Source organism: Marinobacter guineae, from assembly GCF_002744735.1.
GTDB classification, from domain to species: domain Bacteria; phylum Pseudomonadota; class Gammaproteobacteria; order Pseudomonadales; family Oleiphilaceae; genus Marinobacter; species Marinobacter guineae.
Genome location: NZ_KZ319340.1, coordinates 888362 through 907958 on the forward strand (window position 1 = coordinate 888362; position 19597 = coordinate 907958).

Sequence of the window (19597 nt, forward strand, 5' to 3'; positions counted from 1 at the left end):
TTGCAGATACTGCCAATTGAACTGACATCAAGTAATAGTCGGAGGGTGTGGAGTCTGTCAAGAAAAGACGGGAGGCAGGGCGCCTCCCGGTGCGTGGTATCAATCCCTGGCCGGGCGTTCGACAACCTTGCGTTTGCCCTTGGCGCAGCGGGACAGAGCTTTGAGGCCGTCGCCGTCAAAGGCGTCCACCCGGATCACATCGTAGAGCGCCGTCAGCGCTTCCAGCAGCTTGTCGCACTCGTCCGCCTTGACGATACCCTCCGCACACGCCCAGTCCACCAGCTCCTTACGTTCGTGGCCCATCAGCAGGGCGATGCCATCCAGCTCGTCTTCGTCGCGGTTGCGGATGGCCTCGTGCAGCCGGCTACGCATCTCTGCGGTCTCGTTTGCCAGCTTATAGGCATTGAGCACCCGGCCCAGGGGATCTTCCGGATCCATGGTGGTGTAGGCGCCACGGCTGATCCGCTGGCGTACCGGGGTGTCCTTGACGATGGTTTCAGCCACTCTGGCGCCGAGTTTGTCGTCCGGGCCATTGAGCCCGGTGGCGCCAAGAGGGAACACCAGCAACCTCAGCGGCCAGCGCAGAGCAGGAACCGGGAAGTTGATGATCGCTTCGCGCATGGAGCCTTGCAGGTCCCGCAGGCAGGTTTGCAGGCTCCATTCCACCAGCGGTCGCTGATCATCCGGATAGCCTTCCTCGTGCCACTGTTTGATCACGGCGGTGGCGTAATACAGGTGCACCAGGCAGTCTGCCATCCGGCCCGAAAGCCGCTGCCGGGCCTTGAGGCCGCCACCGACTGTCAGCAGGGTAACGTCGGTCATCAGCGCGAACGCCGCCGAGAACCGCGCCAGTTGGCGGTAGCTGGATTTGATATTGCCCTGGCGTGGTACCGATTCGATCAAGCCTCCTGTCAGGCCCAGCAGCAAGGCCCGAAGGGCGTTGCGGGTGGTGTGGGCCAGATGGCGGTAGAAAATGCCGTCGAATTTCTTTACCGCCTTGTCTTCATCTTCCATGCCGGCTGCTTCAATTTCCTCCACAATAAACGGATGGCAGCGAATGGAACCCTGGCCGAAGATCATCAGGCTGCGGGTGAGTATATTGGCTCCTTCCACGGTGATGCCAATAGGCACCGCCTGGTAGGCCCGGGCCAGAAAATTGCGGGGCCCGGTGATCACGCCCCGACCGGCGACAACATCCATGGCGTGGTTGATCACTTCCCGCATCAGGTCGGTGTTGCGGTATTTCAGCACTGCCGAGGGCACTGATGGCCGGACGCCCCGGTCCAGCATGCCGGAGGTTAGCAGCCGGGCAGCATCCATCATGTAGGTGTAGCCGGCAATGGGTTCGAGGGCTTCCTGGACGCCTTCAAACTGGCTGATGGAGCGGCCGAATTGCTCCCGGGTGTAAGCGTAGGAGCCGGTGGCAAGACTGGCGACCTTGCCGGCACCGGTGCCCAGAGCAGGCAGAGAGATGGACCGGCCGATGGAGAGGCATTCCAGCAGCATGGTCCAGCCCTTGCCGAGCATGTCCTGGCCGCCAATCACCTGTTCCATGGGAATGAAGACATCGTTGCCCCAGGTTGGTCCGTTCATGAAGACAGTATTCATGGGCAGGTGGCGGGCACCGGCATTGACGCCTTCGGTTTCCTTCGGGACCAGCACGCAGGTCACACCAATCTCATCGTTGTCGCCCAGCAGTTTTTCAGGGTCATAGACCTTAATGGCCAGACCGATCAGTGTCGCCACCGGTGCCAGGGTAATGTAGCGCTTGTTCCAGGTGACTTTCAGACCCAGCACTTCCTTGCCGTTCCACTCACCTTTGCAGACGATGCCTTTGTCCGGAATGGCGCCGGCATCGGAGCCGGCCACTGGAGAGGTCAGGGCAAAGCAGGGAATTTCTTCGCCACCGGCCAGTCGCGGCAGATAGTGCTGCTTCTGTTCATCGGTGCCGTAATGCATCAGCAGTTCGCCGGGGCCCAGAGAGTTGGGCACCATCACCGTGACGGCAGCGGACACACTGCGGGTGGAGATTTTCATCACAATCTCGGAATGGGCGGTATTGGAGAAACCAAGACCACCATCCTCCTTGGGAATTACCAGGCCGAAAAAACCGTTCTCACGGATAAACTTCCAGGCCTTGTCCGGCAGGTCGTACTCCTCGTGGGTAATTTTCCAGTCGTCCAGCATGGCACAGAGCTTTTCCACCGGGCCATCCAGAAAGGCCTGCTCTTCGCTGGTAAGGTGTGCCGGTTTTGCGTCCAGCAGTTTGTTCCATTTGGGTTTGCCGGAAAAGAGTTCGCCGTCCCAGTCCACCGAGCCGGATTTCAGGGCTTCGGCTTCGGTATCCGAGAGCTTCGGCAGCCGGCTCCGAACCCAGCCAAGCAATGGGCGGCTGAGTTTGTCGAGGCGCAAATCACCAGGAATCACCAGAATTAGCGCCAGGGCCAGCAGAACGCCGCCACACAGGATGCTGAGAAGATGCCAGTCGTCCTGAAACAGGCCCACAAGGGTGGCAATGGACATCACTGCGGCGGCAGTGGTGCCACCGATGCCCAGATAGATCAGTACCAGTGCACTGATCAGCAGGAGAAGAACACTCATGGGGTAGACCTCCGTATCGTGAATGCAAACAGCCAGAATCTGCTTTTAACCATCGGTTAAAGTCCCTGCAGTTGCAAGGGGTCCGGGGGTGGGATGTAAAGATTGTTTGCAATAATGAAAAGCATTGTCAAAAAGCCGGAGTGAGTGGGTAAATGATTGATCCAGACTGTGACTTTTGGTGAATACATAGATTCACTAAATTGAAGCGTCTGGAGTAATTCGATGTTTGGTCCGCTCACCGTTGCGAAACGCCTTGGCCTCGGCTTTGGTCTGATTCTTTCCCTGATGATTGTAATCAGCCTGATCGGAAATAATCGTGTCGGGTTTATTGACCGGACCCTGACCGAGGTGGGCGATGGCGCCGCGGTCAAACAGCGCTACGCCATCAACTTCCGGGGCAGTGTTCACGATCGGGCCATTGCCATTAGGGATGCGGTGCTGGTGGAGAACAACCGTGCACTGCAGCGACACCTTCAGGATATTGAACGCTTGAAGGTGTTCTACCGGGAAGCCGCTGGCCCCATGGACACCATGTTTCGCGACCAGGGCGCGACCAGTCGGGAGAAAGAGCTGCTGGGGGCTATCAGGGACATAGAGCGCCGTGCCCTGGCCCTGACCGATGACCTACTGGAGCGCCGCCTTGAAGGCGATATTGATGGTGCCAGATCGTTCCTTTTATCGGATGTGTCTGGTGCTTACACCGAATGGCTGGACCGGATTAATGCCTTTATCGATTATCAGGAAGATGTAATAAGCGGGAATGTCGATAACGTCAGGGCCACGGCCAGTAATTTCAACACTCTGATCCTTTCCGTCACTGGCATTGCCGTGATTCTCAGCGCGCTCGTGGCGCTGATCATTATCCGCAGGCTCAAGGGCATTCTGGGTGGTGAGCCCGAAGACGTGGCAAGGGCCATCCGTCAGCTGGCTGACGGGGAGCTGGATCAGGACATCCGCACCCAGTACCCGGACAGTGTAATGGGTGCCCTGCGGGACACGGTTGAGCGGCTGGCCGGGATTATCCGGGAAGTCCGTGCTGCCGCCGAAGAGCTTTCCAGTTCGTCTTCGGAGCTCGAAAGCACCTCGGACAATAACAGCCGCCAGATTCGCCTGCAGGCCAGCGAAGCCGAACAGATGGCGGCAGCGGTGAATCAGATGGCGGCAACGGTGAACGAAGTGGCGGGCTTTGCCGCCAGCGCGGCCACAGCGACCCGGAAAGCGGATGCGGAAGTGGAAAGTGGCAACCGGGTGGTTCAGGACACCACCGCCTCAATCGGCAAACTGGCCGAGACCCTGGAACAGGCTGCGCAGACGGTTCAGCGGGTATCCGATGACAGCGCCAATATCGAGAAGATCATTGAAGTGATCAACGCCATTGCCGAGCAGACCAACCTGCTGGCGCTGAATGCCGCCATCGAAGCCGCCCGCGCCGGGACCCATGGCCGTGGGTTTGCGGTGGTGGCTGACGAGGTTCGGTCACTGGCATCGCGGACCCAGGATTCCACCCGGGAAATTCAGGACATGATCGGTAACCTGCAGACTGGCGCGGGAGAGGCGGCCAAGGTGATGGAAAGTAGCCGGGAGCTGGCCCGAACCACGGTGGACAAGACCAGCGAGGCGGAAGCGGCCCTGGCGCGGATTCGCCAGGAAGTGGGCGCCATCAATGACATGAACGCACAGATTGCCAGTGCCTCGGAGGAACAGAGCTCCGTGGCGGAAGAGGTGAATCGCAATATCAGCCGGATTCACGACGCTACCGTCGAAACCTCAGCGGGTTCCGAGCAGGTCGCCGGTGCCAGCCGTGATCTGGCCGTGCTTTCCGGGCAGTTGCGTTCCCGGGTCAGTGTCTTTCGGCTTAAAGGCTGAGACCGCAGATCAGTAACGCCAGGGTGGCCAGTAGTACTGCAACATTGAGGCCGAGAACGGTATTAAGCTGTCGGGGATTCGCCAGAGCTCCCGGCAACCTGAGGCTTATCCACAGGGCGGCCGGCGCCGGTGCCAGGGCAAGGGCGGTCCACGCTGGCAACCAGCCTGCCAGTATGCACACGCCCAGAACACCGTAGCTACCCAGCAACAGGGCGCCGACGAGTCTGGCTGCTATTGGTTGGCCAAGCGTGATTACCAGGTGCCGGCGCCCGGCTTTCGCGTCTGCTTCCGCATCCGGTATCTGATTGATAAGCAAAAGCTCACTTACCAGCAGCAGACTGATTCCGGAGACTGTGATAGCGGCAGTGTCCAGCCGGGCGCCCAGGGCAACCAGGCTACCCAGAATCATCACCGGTCCAAACCCCAACCCCGGCGCAAGCAGGCAGAGGATGGGCGAACGGGTAATCCAGCGGGTGTAAGTCAGCACTAATACAACGCCGGCGGCTCCGAGCACCAGCATGGGAAGCCCACGAAGCCAGAGAAAATACAGACCGATCGCAACGACCAGTCCCAGCGTACCGAGGGCAGCCAGCAGCACACGCGTTGCTGCGCAGGGGGTCTCGGGGAGCGCCCCGCTGCCACCGGAAAACGGCGTACGCTGGGTGATCAGGTCCAGCCCCGAGACAAAGTCTTCGTATTCATTGAGCAGATTGACAGCGGCGTGGGCCAGCAGGGCGCCGACCAATACCAGAAGCGTATCAAGTAACGTCGGCGGCTCCCCCTGTTGCCAGGCAAGGGCTACCCCGAGACCCGCACACAAGGGGGCCAGCACCAGGAAATTGGGGCGGGCGGCACGAACAACCGCAACGGTCTCAGACATCGGGTACTTCCTCGAAGAAACGGGGTTGGCAGACGATCAGACGTAATCGGCCGCAAACACCAGCCCGAGAACAACGGGCATGACCACCAGACTGCCCAGATTGCTCAATAATACCAGCGAGGCGACCTTATGGGGTTCCTGTTGATACTGTTCTGCCACTATATAGTTCAGCACCGCCGGTGGCAGGGCAGCGAACACCCACAGCGCCGCTATTTGCATCCCTGGCAGGTCCAGAATCGCGATCATGGGCCAGGCCAGTACCAGGCCACTGGCGGGACAGGCTATCGCGCCGAGTATGCCCAGTTTCCAGTCACTGAAGTCGACATCCAGCATGCGCACCCCGAGGGCAAACAGCATCAGGGGAATACAGACGCCGCCAAGCATATTCAGTGTTTCCAGAAGCCAGTCTGGTAGCGGTACGCCGCCAAGATTCACCGAGAGCCCGGCAATACTGGCAAAGACTATAGGCAGTTTCAGGCGTTTGATGATGGAGGTGTGCGGATCAAGCATGTACAGGCCCACAGAGAAGTGCAGCAGCATTTCCACAATAAACAGAACGATGGCCGCTGGCAGAGCGGCATCACCGAAGGCCAGCACCAGCAGTGGGATGCCCATGTTGCCGGAATTTTTGAACATCATCGGTGGCAGGAAGGTTTTCAGGTTCAGCTTCAGAAACTTTGCCAGCGGATACAGCACGATTCCCGAACCCAGCACCACAACGGTGGCGGCCAACGCCAGCTGGGCGTAGTCCTGCAGGGGGGCCTTCTGGTCAGCCAGTACTGCAAACACCAGCATGGGCACGAACAGTTCCATATTGAGAACGTTCAGTCCCTGAATATCCGGGGTGCGGTAACGGCCATAAAGGGCACCGCAACCGGCGATCAGAAACACCGGCAACATGGTGGACAGAATCTGGCCGATCATTCAAAAGGCTCCGAAAGGCGTAAAAAATTTATGGATGAATAATCCGTTAGGTTCGCAAGTATCGGGCCACTTCGGCAAGTATTAATCGCCGGCGTTCGACCAAAGCCTATGGCGCTGGAGGGCAGCCACCTCTCGGACAACAGTTGCGATGGCCTGCCTGGCCCACCACAATAACCCCCGCCAGTTTTCAATCTGCTGCGGAGAGCTCCTGTGTCCAGCCCCTTTGATCAACCTGTTGCCCGCGAAAGTACTTGTTCGGTGAAATTTGATGCCCGCCGCGCAGTGTTTGGCCGCGATGACGTTATTCCGGTGTGGGTCGCCGATATGGACTTTGCCGCGCCCGAACCGGTCACCCGGGCGCTGAGCGAGCGGGCCGCACACCCGGTGTACGGTTATACCTTGTTTCCGGACAGCCTTTACCAGTCCATGATCGACTGGTTCGCTGACCGACATGGCTGGAAGATCCAGCGGGAATGGATCCTGATGGCACCCGGTGTGGTCCCATCCCTGAACGCGGCCTGCATGGCCTATGCCGAGCCGGGCGAGGGTGTCATCATCCAGCCGCCGGTGTATCCGCCGTTTTTCAGCTCGGTCCGGCACAGTGGCCGGAAGGTGATCGAGAACCCCCTGGTGCCGGAAGACCCGAACACCGGTGACCCTGGTCACTACCGGATGGATCTGGATCACCTTGAACAGTGCGCCGCGCGACCGGATGCCCGTATTCTGTTGCTGTGTTCACCCCATAACCCGGTCGGGCGGGTCTGGTCGGATGAAGAGCTCAGGGCCGTGCTCGCCATTGCCCGCCAGCACCAACTGGTGGTGGTCTCGGATGAGATTCACTGCGACCTGACCTATCGGGACCAGCCCCGCCACACCATGTTGGCCAATCTGGCCGGGCCGGGGGATGCCCTGGTGATGGCCGTGGCACCGAGCAAGACGTTCAATATGCCCGGCCTGGGACTGTCAGCGCTGGTGATCCCCGATGCGGACAGGTGTAGGGCCATGAAAGCCGTGTTCGAGTCCATGCATCTGCCCCAGTGCAACCCGTTCAGCATCGCCGGCTTCGAAGCCGGTTATCGCCACGGCGGTCCCTGGCTGGATGACCTGATGGCGTACCTGCAGGCAAACCGCGATTATGTAGTGGAGGCTGTCAGCCAACGACTGCCGGGCATTCGGGTTTCGGCGCCCGAAGGCACCTACCTGATGTGGCTGGACTGCCGCGGGCTGGACCTTGACGACGTTGGCCTGAAGCGGTTTTTTATCCAGGATGCCGGTGTCGGCATGAATCCCGGGGTATCGTTTGGTACCCAGGGCAGCGGCTTCATGCGGCTGAACATCGGCTGCCCCAGAGCTGTGCTTGAAGAGGTTCTTGACCGGATTGAAACCGCACTCAAGAGTCTTGCCCCGTGATACTGGCGCTCCAGTGGTTTCGGTCGTACACCCTGTCCTGCGTGCGGGTTATGACTTCGTGCAGTTGAGCGATCTCAGTTAACCCCCTTGGGCTGATAACGCTTACGCCTGCCGGTCTGAGTAGCCAGCAACAGCCCGGCGAGAATCAACAGGCCACCGATGATGTGAAACACCCCCAGGGACTCCCCCAGAAAGACCCCCGCCAGCACCGAGGCGAAGACCGGCGTGAGGTACATGAAGATGGCCGCCCTGGCCGGACCGATTTTATGGACACCATGATTCCAGAATCCATACGCCAGAATGCCTGGGAAAATGGCGAAATACAGCAGGGGCAGGGCTGTGTCCCGGGACAGGTCAAAACCACCGGCGAAGAAAAACAGATCGGTCAGGTAAAAAGGCAGTATCACCAGGGTGCCCAGAAGTATCTGGGTGGTCAGAAAGGTCAGGGCAGGCAAGGGTACTGCCTGGCGTCGCAGCAGGACCGAAAACAGCCCCCAGCTGAAGACGGCCGCCACCATGATCAGGTCCCCCGGCTGGGCCTGAAGTCCCGTCAGTACCGAGATGTCGCCGCGGGCAACCACCGTGGCAATGCCCGTAATTGCCAGGGCGATGCCAAGGGCCTGGATCGGACGGGTCCGGTCGCCGAGCAGAACCCAGGCCAGCAGTGCCACGAAAATGGGAATGGTGGCATTGATCAGGGCGATATTCGTCGCCGTGGTGGTGGTCGCCGCGAAGTACAGCAATGAGTTGAAGGCCGCCACACTAAAGGTTGCCAGGGCCAGCATGGAACCGAAATACTGACGGATAATCTGGCGGTGGCGCCAGACACCCGGAAGCCCGAAGGGCAACAGAATGGCGAGAGCAATGATCCAGCGCCAGAAGGACATGGACAGGGGCGGGATGTGCTCAACCGTGCCCCGGGCGACCACCGCATTGCCGGCCCAGAACAGGGGGGTCAGAACCAGACCGACGTAGGCCAGGCCTGGAATTCGGGACAAGATTCCGGCGTTTTCCGCAGGCACACGCGCTCCTGTTTGTCTTGGGTGCTGTCCGATAAAACGCATAGCATACTACTCTCCCGGAATTTCTGCCTCCGTACCTATGTGGTAGGCCGCGAAACCGGCCATCACCACCTGGTCAACTGCCATCCCGATGACCCGGCCGTCGCTGGTGGAACGGATGGGGTGCTGGGCATTGGTGATGGGGTCGGAGACGTAACCGAGAACCTCCCCCTTCGATACCCGGGCCCCGAGCTCGATCTCGCTGAACAGGATGCCGCCGTGATTGGCGCGGATCCAGTCGGAATCGTAGTAAACCGGTTCCGGATCACCCCATACGAACATCCGGGAAATCATGCCCTGGCGCTCCATCAGGCTGGTCAGGCTGTTAACGGCTGCACTGATCTGATGTTGCTGAATGCGGTGGGATTCGCCGGCCTCCAGAGTCACAGTGCGAATGCCTGCAGCAACCGCCGCCGTGCGCAGCATGCCGGGGGAGCCGGTGCTGTGAACCACGGCCATGCGGTCAAAGCCCCGGGTAAATTCGGCCACTTCCGGGTTGTTCATGTCGGCCCTCAGTTGCGGCAGATTGGTGCGCTTGAGGGAACCGGTATGAATGTCCACCAGCATGTCGCAGTGGCGGATGACCTGCTCGAACAGCGAATAGGCAATGCGGTCGGCCAGACTGCCTTCCAGACTGCCGGGGAAGTGGCGATTGAGATCCCGCCGGTCCGGCAGATAACGGCTGCCCTGCTGGAACCCCGGAAGGTTGACGATGGGAATGCCTACTACCCGACCCGAGAGTTTGCCCGGATTCAAGTCGTACACGGTCTGGCGAATAATTTCGATGCCGTTGAGTTCGTCACCGTGAACCGCGCCGGTGAGACACAGGGTCGGTCCGGCGTTGACGCCGTTGACCACCAGCACCGGTGTGGGCTGGGACAGCCCGGCAATCTGGATGCCGGGCGCCCAGGCCAGGCGGGTCGAATCGCCCGGCATGACATCGCTATCCAGCAGGGTAAAGACCTCTCCGGGCCGGACCTTGGGTTCGGGCTCGGGTTCCGGTTCGGCTGTTGGTGACGTCAAGGTGGATTCAACCGCATCATTGTCCGGGGGGGCGGCCTGCAAAGGCACGGACTGCTCGATATCCTCAACGCTCTCGTCTTCAGCGAGTTCGGCCATTCGGATGTCGGATTCCCTGGCGGGCTTGGCCGATGCGGGATCAGCCAGCAGAGACGCCGGTAGCCAGAGCGCCGGAAGGCCAATCAGCAATGCGAAATGTGTCGGTTTTTGGAGCCGCTCAAACAGCATAATTCCTCGCCGGTCGTCAGTATCCGCTCAATCTATTTCAAAAGTGCTATTTTGCATGTATAGGACACTTATACGCGGCCAAGGAGATTAACAATATGGATCTTTTGCGAATTCTGATAGCAATTCTGTTACCGCCACTGGGCGTGTTCCTGCAGGTGGGGATCGGCAAGCACTTCTGGATCAACATCGTGTTGACCCTCCTCGGGTACATTCCCGGGATCGTGCATGCCGTCTACATCATTGCGAAAAAATAGTGGGTTAGCGGTCCGGGCTGATATGCCACAGATCGTCCTTCCGGAACGCCCTGTGCTCTGCCTCCAGTTTCAACAGGTGCGCCAGGGCTGACCGTGCGGCCAGCCCGTGAATCGCCGCCGGCACATCATCATAGGCCATTGCAGTCAGCGTCTTGAGATCCACCGGGGTCAGCGCCTCCAGAGCCCGGGCCACCTTGTGCTCCCGGGACAGACGATGGGTGATCAGAAAATCGATGACCGCTTCCGGTTGTCCCATCACAAACCCGTGAGCCGGGGCAATGAAGTGGATGGATTCGGCCAGCAGGTCATACAGCGACTCAATGTACGCCTTCATGTCCCCATCCGGCGGATTTATCACCACGGTCGAACCCTGCATGATGTGATCGCCGGAGAACAGCAGCGCCTGATCCGTCAGCAGATAACACAAATGATTCGAGGCGTGGCCCGGGGTGTGTAGCACCCTCAGAATCCCGGCTTCGGTGACAATCAGATCACCGTGCTCCGGTTCGTCGTCTGCCCGGAAGGTCTGATCCTGACTCGCGCCCTCGGGCGCCGGCCAGCCGAATACCCGGCATCCTGTCCGCTTTTTGAGCGCTGCAACCGCCGGCGAGTGATCCTGATGGGTGTGGGTAACCAGCACCTGATCAATCACACCACCGGTCACCTCCAGAATCCGCTCAATATGGGTTTCGTTCGCGGGGCCGGGATCAATCACGGTAAACCGTTCATGGCCCAGCAGGTAGGTATTGGTGCCCGGCCCGGTCATCATCCCGGGGTTGGGCGCTGTTAGCCGGATCACTCCGGCTGCCACCTCAACCGGGTCGCCGGGAACAACCTCCGCCTGGGTCAACCCTTCCCCCTCCGGATCCAGTTTGGTCGCCTCATCATAGGCCGGTGACCCGGGGTCCAGCGTCACCGGCCTGCCGTTCTTCAGGGCTGGCCAGGGCTTGCTGGGGTAAGGCTCCGGCGGATTGGCGTGGGCATACCGCATCAATGCATCGGTGGTCCCGAAATCACTCAACACCCGCAACGTCCGGATCGTCGGCAGCCCAAGCAAACGGCGGCCACTGCGGTGATGTTCCAGCGCGTCCTCCGGCCGGATCCAGACATGATCAATGGTCTCCACCCCATCATGGCTGGCCAGCTGGCCTTCAGGGGCTGTGGTTACAAAAAACCGGGTATCAAACCGCCGAGGCGGCCCCGGCGGCGTGATCCAGTGGCTCAGATAAGCCAGCCGGTCCAGCGGAATCGACAGCCCATGTTTCCGGCACACATCCGCCAGCGACAACTCGCCCCTGAACACCGATTCCCGATCGCCATGCACCGAATGATCCCCGGACACCGGATTCCCCTGTTTATCCACGGCAACAAGGATCCCGGCCTCCTCAAAACACTCCCGAACCGCCGCCAGCATGTAATCCGCGCCACCTTCGTCGACACTCATGATCTGACTGATCTCGGCGTCTCCCGGACCAAGGGCATGCTCCCGCCCGTGAGGCTCCTGCGCATCCACCGCCCCTCCGGGAAACACAAAATACCCGGGCAGAAACACCGCATCCCAGGTGCGTTGCAACAGCAGCACTTCGAGGCCTTCGGAGGTATTGCGGGTCAGAACCAGTGTGGCGGCAGGGCGAATATCCATAAAACTCCAAATGCAGTCTTTATTATTCAGTGCGCGAGTAAAGTACGAACGATGGCAGGGAAGGGCTTTTCAAAACAGTGCGAGCCATGGGTGAAGAGCGAAAAGCTCTTCACGGGCTGGCCATGGATGGCCTGCCCAGGACCCTCAGTGCGATGCAGGAGCAATAAGCACTGAGGGGCGGAGCTCAAGCGTCACAGGGACGTGCCGCAAGGAGCGTGTTTTGGAAAGCCCTTCCCTGCCATCGTTGCACCCAAACTCGAAGCGCAGAGGTCTGATAGCAAGATAACCGATTTGAGGCTGGGCGTCTTGAGATGAACACCAAAGTCGAAGAGCGTATGATTCGCTCCAGAAACCAGCCAGCATCAGAACAGGAACCCCAAGTGGCCCGAATCAAACTCTCCTTCCCGGACGACGTGTTTTGCTTCGAAACCAGAATGCCAGTCAGAATCACCGACATCAACGGCGCCAACCACCTCGGCAACGACGCCCTGATCTCCATGCTCTCCGAAGCCCGGGCCCAGTTCCTCGTGAGTTATGGCCTCCAGGAAGCGAGCAAGGACGGCACTGGCATCATCGTGACCGACCTGGCCACCATGTACCAGTCCGAGTCCTTCTTTCCGGAAATGCTGTGCTTCGAAGTCGGCCTGATGGACTTCAACAAGTACGGTGGGGATTTTGTCTTCCGGGTCACCAAGGCCGAGAGTGGTCAGCCCGTGGCACTGGCCAAGTACGGATTCGTGTTCTTTAACTACCAGCGCAAGCAAGTGGTGCCGGTACCCGAGAGCTTCCGTTCACGCTTTGGCTGAGGGTGCCTCGTTTTTCAGCCTTGCCATACCCGAGCGGTAAAAGCTGTAAGCCATAACGCCAGCGAAGAGATTGCCCACCAGTGCCCCACTCATGAGACCAAAAAGGCCATTGATCTGGCTACCGAGCCAGAGCATTGGCAAGAAGCAAAGAAACAGTCGCAAAGTGGACACCAGCAACGCCCGCATGGCCAGCCCCAGGGCGTTGCACACCGATACCATCAACATGCACACGCCCAGACCGCTGTAGCTTAGGGGAACTCGCACAAGATACGCGGCCAGTACGTCCTGGACGTCGCTGTCGCTTGTGAAAAGCTCAGAAACCAGCCCCGAGGCCACGAGCCAGATCAGACCAATGGCCAGCTGCCAGACCACCACGAACCGGACGCCGATTCGCACCAGTTTGCGGATCTGTTCGATATCCCCGGCACCAAGCAACCGACCAATCATCGGTGGCATCGACATGGTCAACGCAAGCACTACCACAATTGAGAAAAACTCCAATCGGGTGCCCAAGCCCCAGGCGGCTACAGCCGTGGATCCGAAGCCGGCCACCAGGGCAGTTGCCAGCATCGCCGAGGCCGCAGGCATTAGCTGACTGACCATCGCCGGGGCCATGATGCCGGTGAGCTGTTTCAGAGCCTGCCAAAGGGCAAGCTGGTCGAGATCAAAACGGATCCAGTGACGCTTCAGAAGTTTCGGGTAGATAACCAGGCAGCCAATACCAAAGGAGGTGACGGTGGCCCAGGCTGCGCCGGGTAACCCCCAGGCAAAGGTAAAAATAAACAGTGGATCCAGGGCGATGTTGGTCAGGCTGGTAGCGACCATCATGTACCCCGGCAGCTTGGTGTCTCCATGGGAGCGGCAGATGCTGTAGCCAAAGTACAGAACCGCGCCGGTCCAGGCGGCAAGCAGCCAGGGAATCCAGTAGCGTCTGATAAGCGGCAGTAATGTCTCTTCAGCGCCGAGTGCGGTCATGATATGGCTCTGCAGGAACCACAGGGTCACACAGATAAGGAAAACGAGGGTTCCACCTACCGTAATGATCAGGCCGCCAAGTCGATAGGCGCGGAGCTCGTCACCAGCACCCAGTGTGCGGGACACAATGGCCGTGGTGGCAATCCCCAGTCCCACCTGAAGACCTATGATGAGCTGCTGCATCGGCAGGGTGAAGCCCAGTGCCGCGAGCGGATCCCGGCCAAGTTGACCCACGAAGGCACTGTCGGCCAGCTGGAAAGTCATCAGAGATAGTACGCCGAACAGCATGGGCCAGGTCATGGTGTAGAGCTGGCGGGCCAGGCTGGGGTTTTGGGCGGTTTCTTGCACGGGGTGTCTGGGGCCTTGGGTTGGGGTTCAGGCTTTGGGCGGGAATTCTATCAGTTTCGGCTTTCGGAGTTGGCAAAGTTGCCTGCGCGACTTTAGGTACACGCAGTTGGGTGGGGGCGGCTTTCTGAAACACGCTGTGAATACTTCCCTGTACGCTCGGCTCCGCCATCCCTGGCTCCGCACGGTTTCAGAAAGCCGCCCCCACCCAACTGCTCCAGCTGCCGGTGGTGGTTTAGAGCACGTTCAGTGCCGCGTCGTAGTCCGGCTCGTTCTTGATCTCATCAACCAGTTCGCTGTGCAGAACCTTGTTGTCTTCGTCCAGTACGACAACTGCCCGTGCGCAGAGGCCGGCGAGGGGGCCGTCCTGCATCGCGACGCCGTAGTCCTGCTGGAAGCTGTAGTTCCGGAAGGTTGAGAGGGTTTCAACGTTTTTCAGGCCTTCGGCACCGCAGAATCGGGCGGCGGCGAAGGGGAGGTCGGCGGAGATAACGAGTACGGCGGTGTTGTCGAGGTTGCCCGCTTTTTCGTTGAATTTCCGGGTGGAGGCGGCGCACACGCCGGTGTCGATGCTGGGGATGATGTTCAGGATTTTGCGCTTGCCTGCCCAGTTATCGAGTTTTATTTCTTCCAGTCCGCTGTTGGTCAGGGTGAAGGGCGGCGCATTGTCGCCTGTCTCGGGGAACTTGCCGCTCAGTTCAATGGGGTTGCCGTCAAGGTTGACGCTGCTCATGGGATGCTCCTTGCTATTTGGTTTAGAATCTTAAGTACTCTGTGTAGACCACTTTGGATGATTTTGCATGTGAAGCTTTGGTGGCTGGACTCGTGCGGGGCGGTTATCCAAAACACGCTCCTTGCGGCACGTCCCTGTGACGCTTGGGCTCCGCCCCTCAGTGCTTACTGCTCCTGCGTCGCACTGAGGGTCCTGGGCAGGCCATCCATGGCCAGCCCGTGAAGAGCTTTTCGCTCTTCACCCATGGCTCCGCACAGTTTTGGATAACCGCCCCGCACAAGTCCGCTCAGCCTTCGAAGTGGCCTACCTTACTTTTGGGTGGTCTTAACTGCTGGTCGCAGTTTGTGCTTCGAAACCCTTTGCAGGATAACGCTGAACCAGTAGCAGATAACAGCCCATGGCGCAGGCGGCGCAGGCGGCGATGATGGTGGCCATGACCAGGGAGGTGCCGTCGTGGAGGTGGCCGACCAGCATGCCAGCGATAGCGGCGACGGCCATCTGGATGAAGCCAAACAGGGCGGAGGCGGAGCCCGCCATGGTGGGGAAGTTGGCCATGGCGCCGGACATGGTTTGGGGTAACACCATGCCGGTGCCGATCATGAACAGGGCCTGGGGCAGGATAACGGCCCAGACGTTGTAAACTTCGCTCAGTGCCAGACCGGCCATCAGGCCACCGCCGGCCACCGCAATCAACAGTCCACGAACCAGAATCTGATCCGGCAGCAGCTTGCTGCCCAGTCGAATAGCAGACAGGTTGCCGACGACATAGCCGGCCACCATGCAGGCGAAATACAGGCCGAAGTGTTCCGTTGGTACGCCCAGAAAGTCGATGAGTACGAACGACGAGCCGGACAGGAAGGCGAACAGGCCCGAGAAAATCAGGGCGTTGGTCAGGGTATAACCGAGAAAGCTGATGTCCCGCGCGATGGTGCTGTAGTTCTTGAGCAGACTGCGGATTTTCAGGGATTGTCGATGTTCCGGGCGCATGGGCTCGGGGATGCCGATAGCAACCACGACAGCCATCACCAGCGCATAACCGCTCAGGGCGAGGAAGATCGATGACCAGCCCAGACTGGCAGTCAGAAGCCCGCCAATGGTCGGCGCAATTGCCGGTGCGAGGGCCATGATGCTGGCCAGGATGGCGAGGATCCTGGCGGCTTCACGGGGCGTGTAGATATCCCGCACCGCCGCCCGGCCCAGAACCGGCCCCGCCGATCCACCCAGCGCTTGCAGGAAGCGGCACAGGATCAATGTTTCGATATTGGTGGCCAGCGCGCAGCCAATACTGGCGATGGCAAAGAGCACAAACCCGCCGATCATGATGGGTTTGCGGCCAAACCGGTCCGCCAGTGGCCCGCAGATCAGCTGAGCGATGGCAAAGCCGACCATATACAGGCTCAGAGTCAGCTGTACCTGATCGGTTCCGGTGCCGAAGTCTCTTCCAATTTGTGGCAGTGCCGGCAAATACATATCCGTTGCCAGCGGCCCGAGGGCCACGGCGGCAGCAAGAAGTACGGTTGTCCAGACACTGGTTAAAGTAAGCATTCGTTTCCTGGTGCGTTATCGCAAAGTGACGACAGGCCGGGTTGGGAAAGCCTTTCCCAACCCGGCCTGCCGACGAGTGCTTGCAGTCTAGGTGAGCGAAGGCAAAAAGATAACGGCAGGGAGCCTCATACAATATATGAGCAAAACTAATTGATTAGCCATTCGGTCTGTTCAGACTCGCCGCCACTGCATTTACCTGGTTGCGCAACCATTTATGGGCGGGGTCATTCTGGTTGCGGCGATGCCAGAGCATCAGCAGGGTAAAAGGTTTGAAATCAAAGGGAAGGGGCACCCAGGCGAAGTCGCGGAGCAAGTGTTTGCCCATGCCTTCCGGGGCCGTGGCCAGCATGTCGGTGCCCCGCAGGAACTCGGGCAGGCCGGAGAAGTTCGATACTGTGACCACACTGCGTCGGTCAAGGCCCCGGGTGTCGAGCGAAGTTTCCAGAGTCGGTTTCTCGCCGGTCGCGAACATCAGCGCAATGTGCTCGGCTTTCAGGTAGTCGGCCAGGTCTGCCGGCGGCTGGCGGTAGGCCTGGTCGTAGAAGACCACCATGCGGTCTGCCATCAGGCCTCGTTGCATGATGTCCGTGGCTTCCGGGGCGTGGGGGGAGATGAGCAGGTCACACACATCTTTTCGGAGAATATCCGCCCGTGGGATGCCGGAAGGGATCACTTGCAAGCTGATGCCCGGCGCCTCCCGGCGCAGGATTCGCACCAGGCCCGGCAGCAGCAGGTCTCGTTGATAGTCGTTGGCAGCTACGGTGAAGGTGAACTCGGCCGTGGCCGGGCTGAAGGGCGGGCCTGCGGACAGGGACTGGAGGTCGTCCAGGATCTGGCGCACATGAGGGCCTGCCTGCAGGGCATATCGGGTTGGGACGATGCCCCGCCCGGATTTGACGAACAGGGGGTCGCCCAGGGCCTGGCGCAGGCGCTCAAGGGTGTGGCTCACGGCGGACTGGGTCACGCCCAGCCGCACTGCTGCTCGGGATACGCTGCCCTCGTCCAGCACCGCCAGGAAGGTGCTCAGGGAACGGAAGTCCAGGTTCAATGTATCAATCGGGTTCATGAATGGCAGTGTAACCCGTTGTCAGTCTCCACTGCACCTGTTGCTCAATATTGAGTGATTATTCAAATCGGGATAGTGTGGTCCACGTACACGACCCCAAGACCCTTTCCGGATGAGGAGCGCCGACGATGACCATGACCCTTGCTTTCGACGTCTACGGAACCCTGGTCGACCCCATGGGCATGTCCCGCCTGCTGGCGGAGGACACCGGAGACAGCGCAGAAGCCGTGGCCGCGCTCTGGCGCGAAAAGCAACTGGAGTTCTCGTTCCGCAAGGGCCTGATGAAAGTGTACGAGGACTTTGGCGTCTGTACCCGTCAGGCTTTGCGTTACGCCATGGCTACTCACAAATTGTTGTTGTCTGAGGAACGTGAAAACGAACTGATGGCGGCTTACCTGTCTCTGCCTGCGTTTGACGATTCTTTGCCGGCCTTGAAAAGCCTTAAAGGACAGTATCCGTTGTTTGCGTTTTCCAACGGCAGTTATCCGGCATTAGAGAAGGTGCTCGGGCACAACAATCTGTTGGAGCAGTTTGAAGGCCTGGTGTCCGTCGATGACATAAAAAGCTTTAAACCAGATCCCGCCGTTTATACCTATGCTCGGCGTGTGACGGGAGCTTGGGAGAAACCTCTTTGCCTCGTTTCCAGTAACGCATGGGATGTGATCGGAGCCAGGGCAGCCGGGTTGTTGGCAGTTTGGGTCAAAAGAGATCCGGATAAAGTGTTCGAAGACTGGGGAATTGAACCCTCGGCAGTTATCAGCAGCCTTTCTGAATTGCCTGAGACTCTGGCCGGCCTCTGACTCTGTGGCAGCGACCATCGGGGAGGGCTTTCCAAAACACGCTCCTTGCGGCACATCCCTGTGACGCTTGGGCTCCGCCATCCCTGGCTCCGCACAGTTTTGGAAAGCCCTCCCCGATGGCCGCTTAGACCATTGGTGAAGGCCGTCTGAGTTGTTTTAGTCGGATCGTTTTGCCAGCCACTCTGCCAGTTCCATCCAGCTTTTTTTAGGCGCCTTGCTTCCTGCCAGGATCCCCATATGACCACCCGGAACAACCCTGAAAGTCTTATCCGTTGAACTTACATGGTCCATGACCCGCTTGGCCGCACCCGGCGTTACCATGGTGTCTTCACTGCCAGCGATGGCCAGTAAGTTGGCACTTACATTATCCAGGCGTGCTATATCATCACCGATCTGGATCTCGCCTTTGGACAGCTGGTTGTCGATCCAGACTCTCACCACCGTGTCCTGAATAATGCCCCCGGGGTAAGCCACCATTCGGTCCAGGAAGGCCGACGTCGTAGCGTGATTGGTGACAAATTCCCGGTCGCCCAGGCGGATGATCAGCTCCCAGTAGCTCATCACGCTGCCAATGGGATTCGTGAGCTTGAAACCGATGGTGTTGGCCCAGCCCGGGGTGTGAAACCAGTGAGGTTTAACATCGTGGAGCCGGAACCCGGTACGCTTGCGGATGAACCCCGCCACGTCGGCCATGCGCTGGTTCAGAAGCCCCAGAATTCCGGAGGCGTGACTGTCGATCGGGGAACCGAGCACGATGGCATTACGTACGTGCTGATCATTGCTCAAGGCGGAGTAAAACAGCGTAAACATCCCGCCCATACTCCAACCATGCAGGGACAACTCCTGCTCACCGCTGTGTTCCCGAACCCGATTCAGGTACGCCGGCAGCAACTCGGCGACATAGGTGTGCAGGTTGTAGTGACTGTGCTCCCGGGTCGGGACGCCCCAGTCTACGAGATACACCTCAAACCCCTTCGCCCGCAGAAACCGAACCAGACTGCGCTGGGGAAACAGATCGTAGATCAGCATATTCACCGCCAGGGGCGGCACGATCACAATCGGCGTTTTATGGGCCGAGCGCTCAACCGCAATAGTTTCACCCTCCAGCTCGATGAAATCCTCGGCCAGTGGCGGATAATAACGCAGGCTGACCAGCCCATCGGTATACAGGGTTTCAAATGGCGTCTGTCCCGCCTGAACCAGACTGGCAGCACGGAAAACCCGGTCAAAAGCGTTGCCTGCATACAGGGCCGTTTGTCGGGTGAGTCCTGCCGCCCGGTCGACGGCAGGTTTGAGAAGGTTAGGCATGGGAATGTCCATGATGAATTTGAAGCTCACTGTAGTGCATTCAATATCTTAGCGTTATCGGAGAGCTCAGAGGGGGAGCAGTGGGCAGGCCTTTGCCAGACCGTGCATTGCCATGGATGGCAATGCCGAGCCC

General features: G+C 59.4%; 16 protein-coding genes. 5 read left to right on the forward strand and 11 right to left on the reverse strand.

All coding sequences use genetic code 11. The annotated features are described in order from the left end of the window. Positions 1 to 99: 99 nt before the first annotated feature. On the reverse strand, positions 100 to 2601 hold the full coding sequence (locus tag CLH62_RS12090; protein WP_099618401.1) for an acyl-CoA dehydrogenase: 2502 nt from the start codon (positions 2599 to 2601) through the stop codon (positions 100 to 102). A gap of 222 nt (positions 2602 to 2823) precedes the next feature. On the opposite strand from CLH62_RS12090, the gene CLH62_RS12095 reads away from it, so the two are divergent. Next, positions 2824 to 4467 (forward strand): methyl-accepting chemotaxis protein, encoded by a 1644-nt coding sequence (locus CLH62_RS12095; protein WP_099618402.1) that lies wholly within the window; start codon positions 2824 to 2826, stop codon positions 4465 to 4467. On the opposite strand, the gene CLH62_RS12100 is transcribed toward CLH62_RS12095, so the two are convergent. Both CLH62_RS12100 and CLH62_RS12105 read right to left on the reverse strand, forming a co-directional pair. Next, positions 4457 to 5347 (reverse strand): prenyltransferase, encoded by an 891-nt coding sequence (locus tag CLH62_RS12100; RefSeq protein ID WP_099618403.1) that lies wholly within the window; start codon positions 5345 to 5347, stop codon positions 4457 to 4459. The two genes, CLH62_RS12095 and CLH62_RS12100, sit on opposite strands and share 11 nt — an antisense overlap. A 36-nt stretch (positions 5348 to 5383) precedes the next feature. Further along, positions 5384 to 6271, reverse strand: a complete 888-nt coding sequence (locus CLH62_RS12105; protein ID WP_099618404.1) for an AEC family transporter — start codon at positions 6269 to 6271, stop codon at positions 5384 to 5386. A 210-nt stretch (positions 6272 to 6481) separates the two neighbouring features. Here CLH62_RS12105 and CLH62_RS12110 point away from each other — a divergent pair, with 210 nt between their 5' ends. Then, a complete protein-coding gene (locus CLH62_RS12110) occupies positions 6482 to 7681 on the forward strand; it encodes a MalY/PatB family protein (RefSeq protein WP_099618405.1) in 1200 nt (399 codons plus the stop codon). Positions 7682 to 7755: 74 nt separating this feature from the next. On the opposite strand, the gene CLH62_RS12115 is transcribed toward CLH62_RS12110, so the two are convergent. After that, positions 7756 to 8703: a DMT family transporter gene (locus tag CLH62_RS12115; protein ID WP_099618406.1), complete on the reverse strand. Its 948-nt coding sequence runs from the start codon at positions 8701 to 8703 to the stop codon at positions 7756 to 7758. 48 nt (positions 8704 to 8751) lie between these two features. Then, on the reverse strand, positions 8752 to 9990 hold the full coding sequence (locus CLH62_RS12120) for a succinylglutamate desuccinylase/aspartoacylase family protein (protein WP_099618407.1): 1239 nt from the start codon (positions 9988 to 9990) through the stop codon (positions 8752 to 8754). Between the two features lie 95 nt (positions 9991 to 10085). On the opposite strand from CLH62_RS12120, the gene CLH62_RS12125 reads away from it, so the two are divergent. Next, entirely contained in the window at positions 10086 to 10244 is a 159-nt protein-coding gene (locus CLH62_RS12125) for a YqaE/Pmp3 family membrane protein (RefSeq protein ID WP_072795577.1), read from the forward strand. A gap of 4 nt (positions 10245 to 10248) precedes the next feature. Here the strand turns inward: CLH62_RS12125 and CLH62_RS12130 are convergent, their stop codons facing one another. Continuing rightward, on the reverse strand, positions 10249 to 11886 hold the full coding sequence (locus tag CLH62_RS12130) for an MBL fold metallo-hydrolase (RefSeq protein ID WP_099618408.1): 1638 nt from the start codon (positions 11884 to 11886) through the stop codon (positions 10249 to 10251). 380 nt (positions 11887 to 12266) lie between these two features. Here CLH62_RS12130 and CLH62_RS12135 point away from each other — a divergent pair, with 380 nt between their 5' ends. Then, entirely contained in the window at positions 12267 to 12692 is a 426-nt protein-coding gene (locus CLH62_RS12135; protein ID WP_099618857.1) for a thioesterase family protein, read from the forward strand. Here the strand turns inward: CLH62_RS12135 and CLH62_RS12140 are convergent. The 4 genes from CLH62_RS12140 to CLH62_RS12155 form a co-directional block, all read right to left on the reverse strand. Further along, on the reverse strand, positions 12678 to 14015 hold the full coding sequence (locus CLH62_RS12140) for an MATE family efflux transporter (RefSeq protein ID WP_228152838.1): 1338 nt from the start codon (positions 14013 to 14015) through the stop codon (positions 12678 to 12680). The genes CLH62_RS12135 and CLH62_RS12140 overlap by 15 nt on opposite strands. Positions 14016 to 14247: 232 nt before the next feature. Beyond that, positions 14248 to 14745 (reverse strand): thiol peroxidase, encoded by a 498-nt coding sequence (gene tpx, locus CLH62_RS12145; protein WP_099618409.1) that lies wholly within the window; start codon positions 14743 to 14745, stop codon positions 14248 to 14250. Positions 14746 to 15069: 324 nt separating this feature from the next. Further along, the gene (locus tag CLH62_RS12150) at positions 15070 to 16290 is read right to left on the reverse strand and encodes a Bcr/CflA family multidrug efflux MFS transporter (RefSeq protein WP_099618410.1); all 1221 of its coding nucleotides are present in this window, start codon (positions 16288 to 16290) and stop codon (positions 15070 to 15072) included. A gap of 154 nt (positions 16291 to 16444) precedes the next feature. Then, positions 16445 to 17356 carry a LysR family transcriptional regulator gene (locus CLH62_RS12155; protein ID WP_099618411.1) on the reverse strand — a complete coding sequence of 304 codons (912 nt, stop codon included), beginning with the start codon at positions 17354 to 17356 and terminating at the stop codon, positions 16445 to 16447. Between the two features lie 134 nt (positions 17357 to 17490). Here CLH62_RS12155 and CLH62_RS12160 point away from each other — a divergent pair, with 134 nt between their 5' ends. Then, entirely contained in the window at positions 17491 to 18156 is a 666-nt protein-coding gene (locus tag CLH62_RS12160; RefSeq protein WP_228152855.1) for a haloacid dehalogenase type II, read from the forward strand. A 156-nt stretch (positions 18157 to 18312) separates the two neighbouring features. On the opposite strand, the gene CLH62_RS12165 is transcribed toward CLH62_RS12160, so the two are convergent. Continuing rightward, a complete protein-coding gene (locus CLH62_RS12165) occupies positions 18313 to 19464 on the reverse strand; it encodes an alpha/beta fold hydrolase (protein WP_099618858.1) in 1152 nt (383 codons plus the stop codon). Between the last annotated feature and the right edge of the window lie 133 nt (positions 19465 to 19597).

Bases quoted from the DNA above. Each gene is read 5' to 3' on its own strand.
- CLH62_RS12090 (WP_099618401.1), bottom strand. From the start codon at position 2,601: ATGAGTGTTCTTCTCCTGCTGATCAGTGCACTGGTACTGATCTATCTG.
- CLH62_RS12095 (WP_099618402.1), top strand. From the start codon at position 2,824: ATGTTTGGTCCGCTCACCGTTGCGAAACGCCTTGGCCTCGGCTTTGGT.
- CLH62_RS12100 (WP_099618403.1), bottom strand. From the start codon at position 5,347: ATGTCTGAGACCGTTGCGGTTGTTCGTGCCGCCCGCCCCAATTTCCTG.
- CLH62_RS12105 (WP_099618404.1), bottom strand. From the start codon at position 6,271: ATGATCGGCCAGATTCTGTCCACCATGTTGCCGGTGTTTCTGATCGCC.
- CLH62_RS12120 (WP_099618407.1), bottom strand. From the start codon at position 9,990: ATGCTGTTTGAGCGGCTCCAAAAACCGACACATTTCGCATTGCTGATT.
- CLH62_RS12125 (WP_072795577.1), top strand. From the start codon at position 10,086: ATGGATCTTTTGCGAATTCTGATAGCAATTCTGTTACCGCCACTGGGC.
- CLH62_RS12130 (WP_099618408.1), bottom strand. From the start codon at position 11,886: ATGGATATTCGCCCTGCCGCCACACTGGTTCTGACCCGCAATACCTCC.
- tpx (WP_099618409.1), bottom strand. From the start codon at position 14,745: ATGAGCAGCGTCAACCTTGACGGCAACCCCATTGAACTGAGCGGCAAG.
- CLH62_RS12150 (WP_099618410.1), bottom strand. From the start codon at position 16,290: ATGCTTACTTTAACCAGTGTCTGGACAACCGTACTTCTTGCTGCCGCC.
- CLH62_RS12155 (WP_099618411.1), bottom strand. From the start codon at position 17,356: ATGAACCCGATTGATACATTGAACCTGGACTTCCGTTCCCTGAGCACC.
- CLH62_RS12160 (WP_228152855.1), top strand. From the start codon at position 17,491: ATGACCCTTGCTTTCGACGTCTACGGAACCCTGGTCGACCCCATGGGC.
- CLH62_RS12165 (WP_099618858.1), bottom strand. From the start codon at position 19,464: ATGCCTAACCTTCTCAAACCTGCCGTCGACCGGGCGGCAGGACTCACC.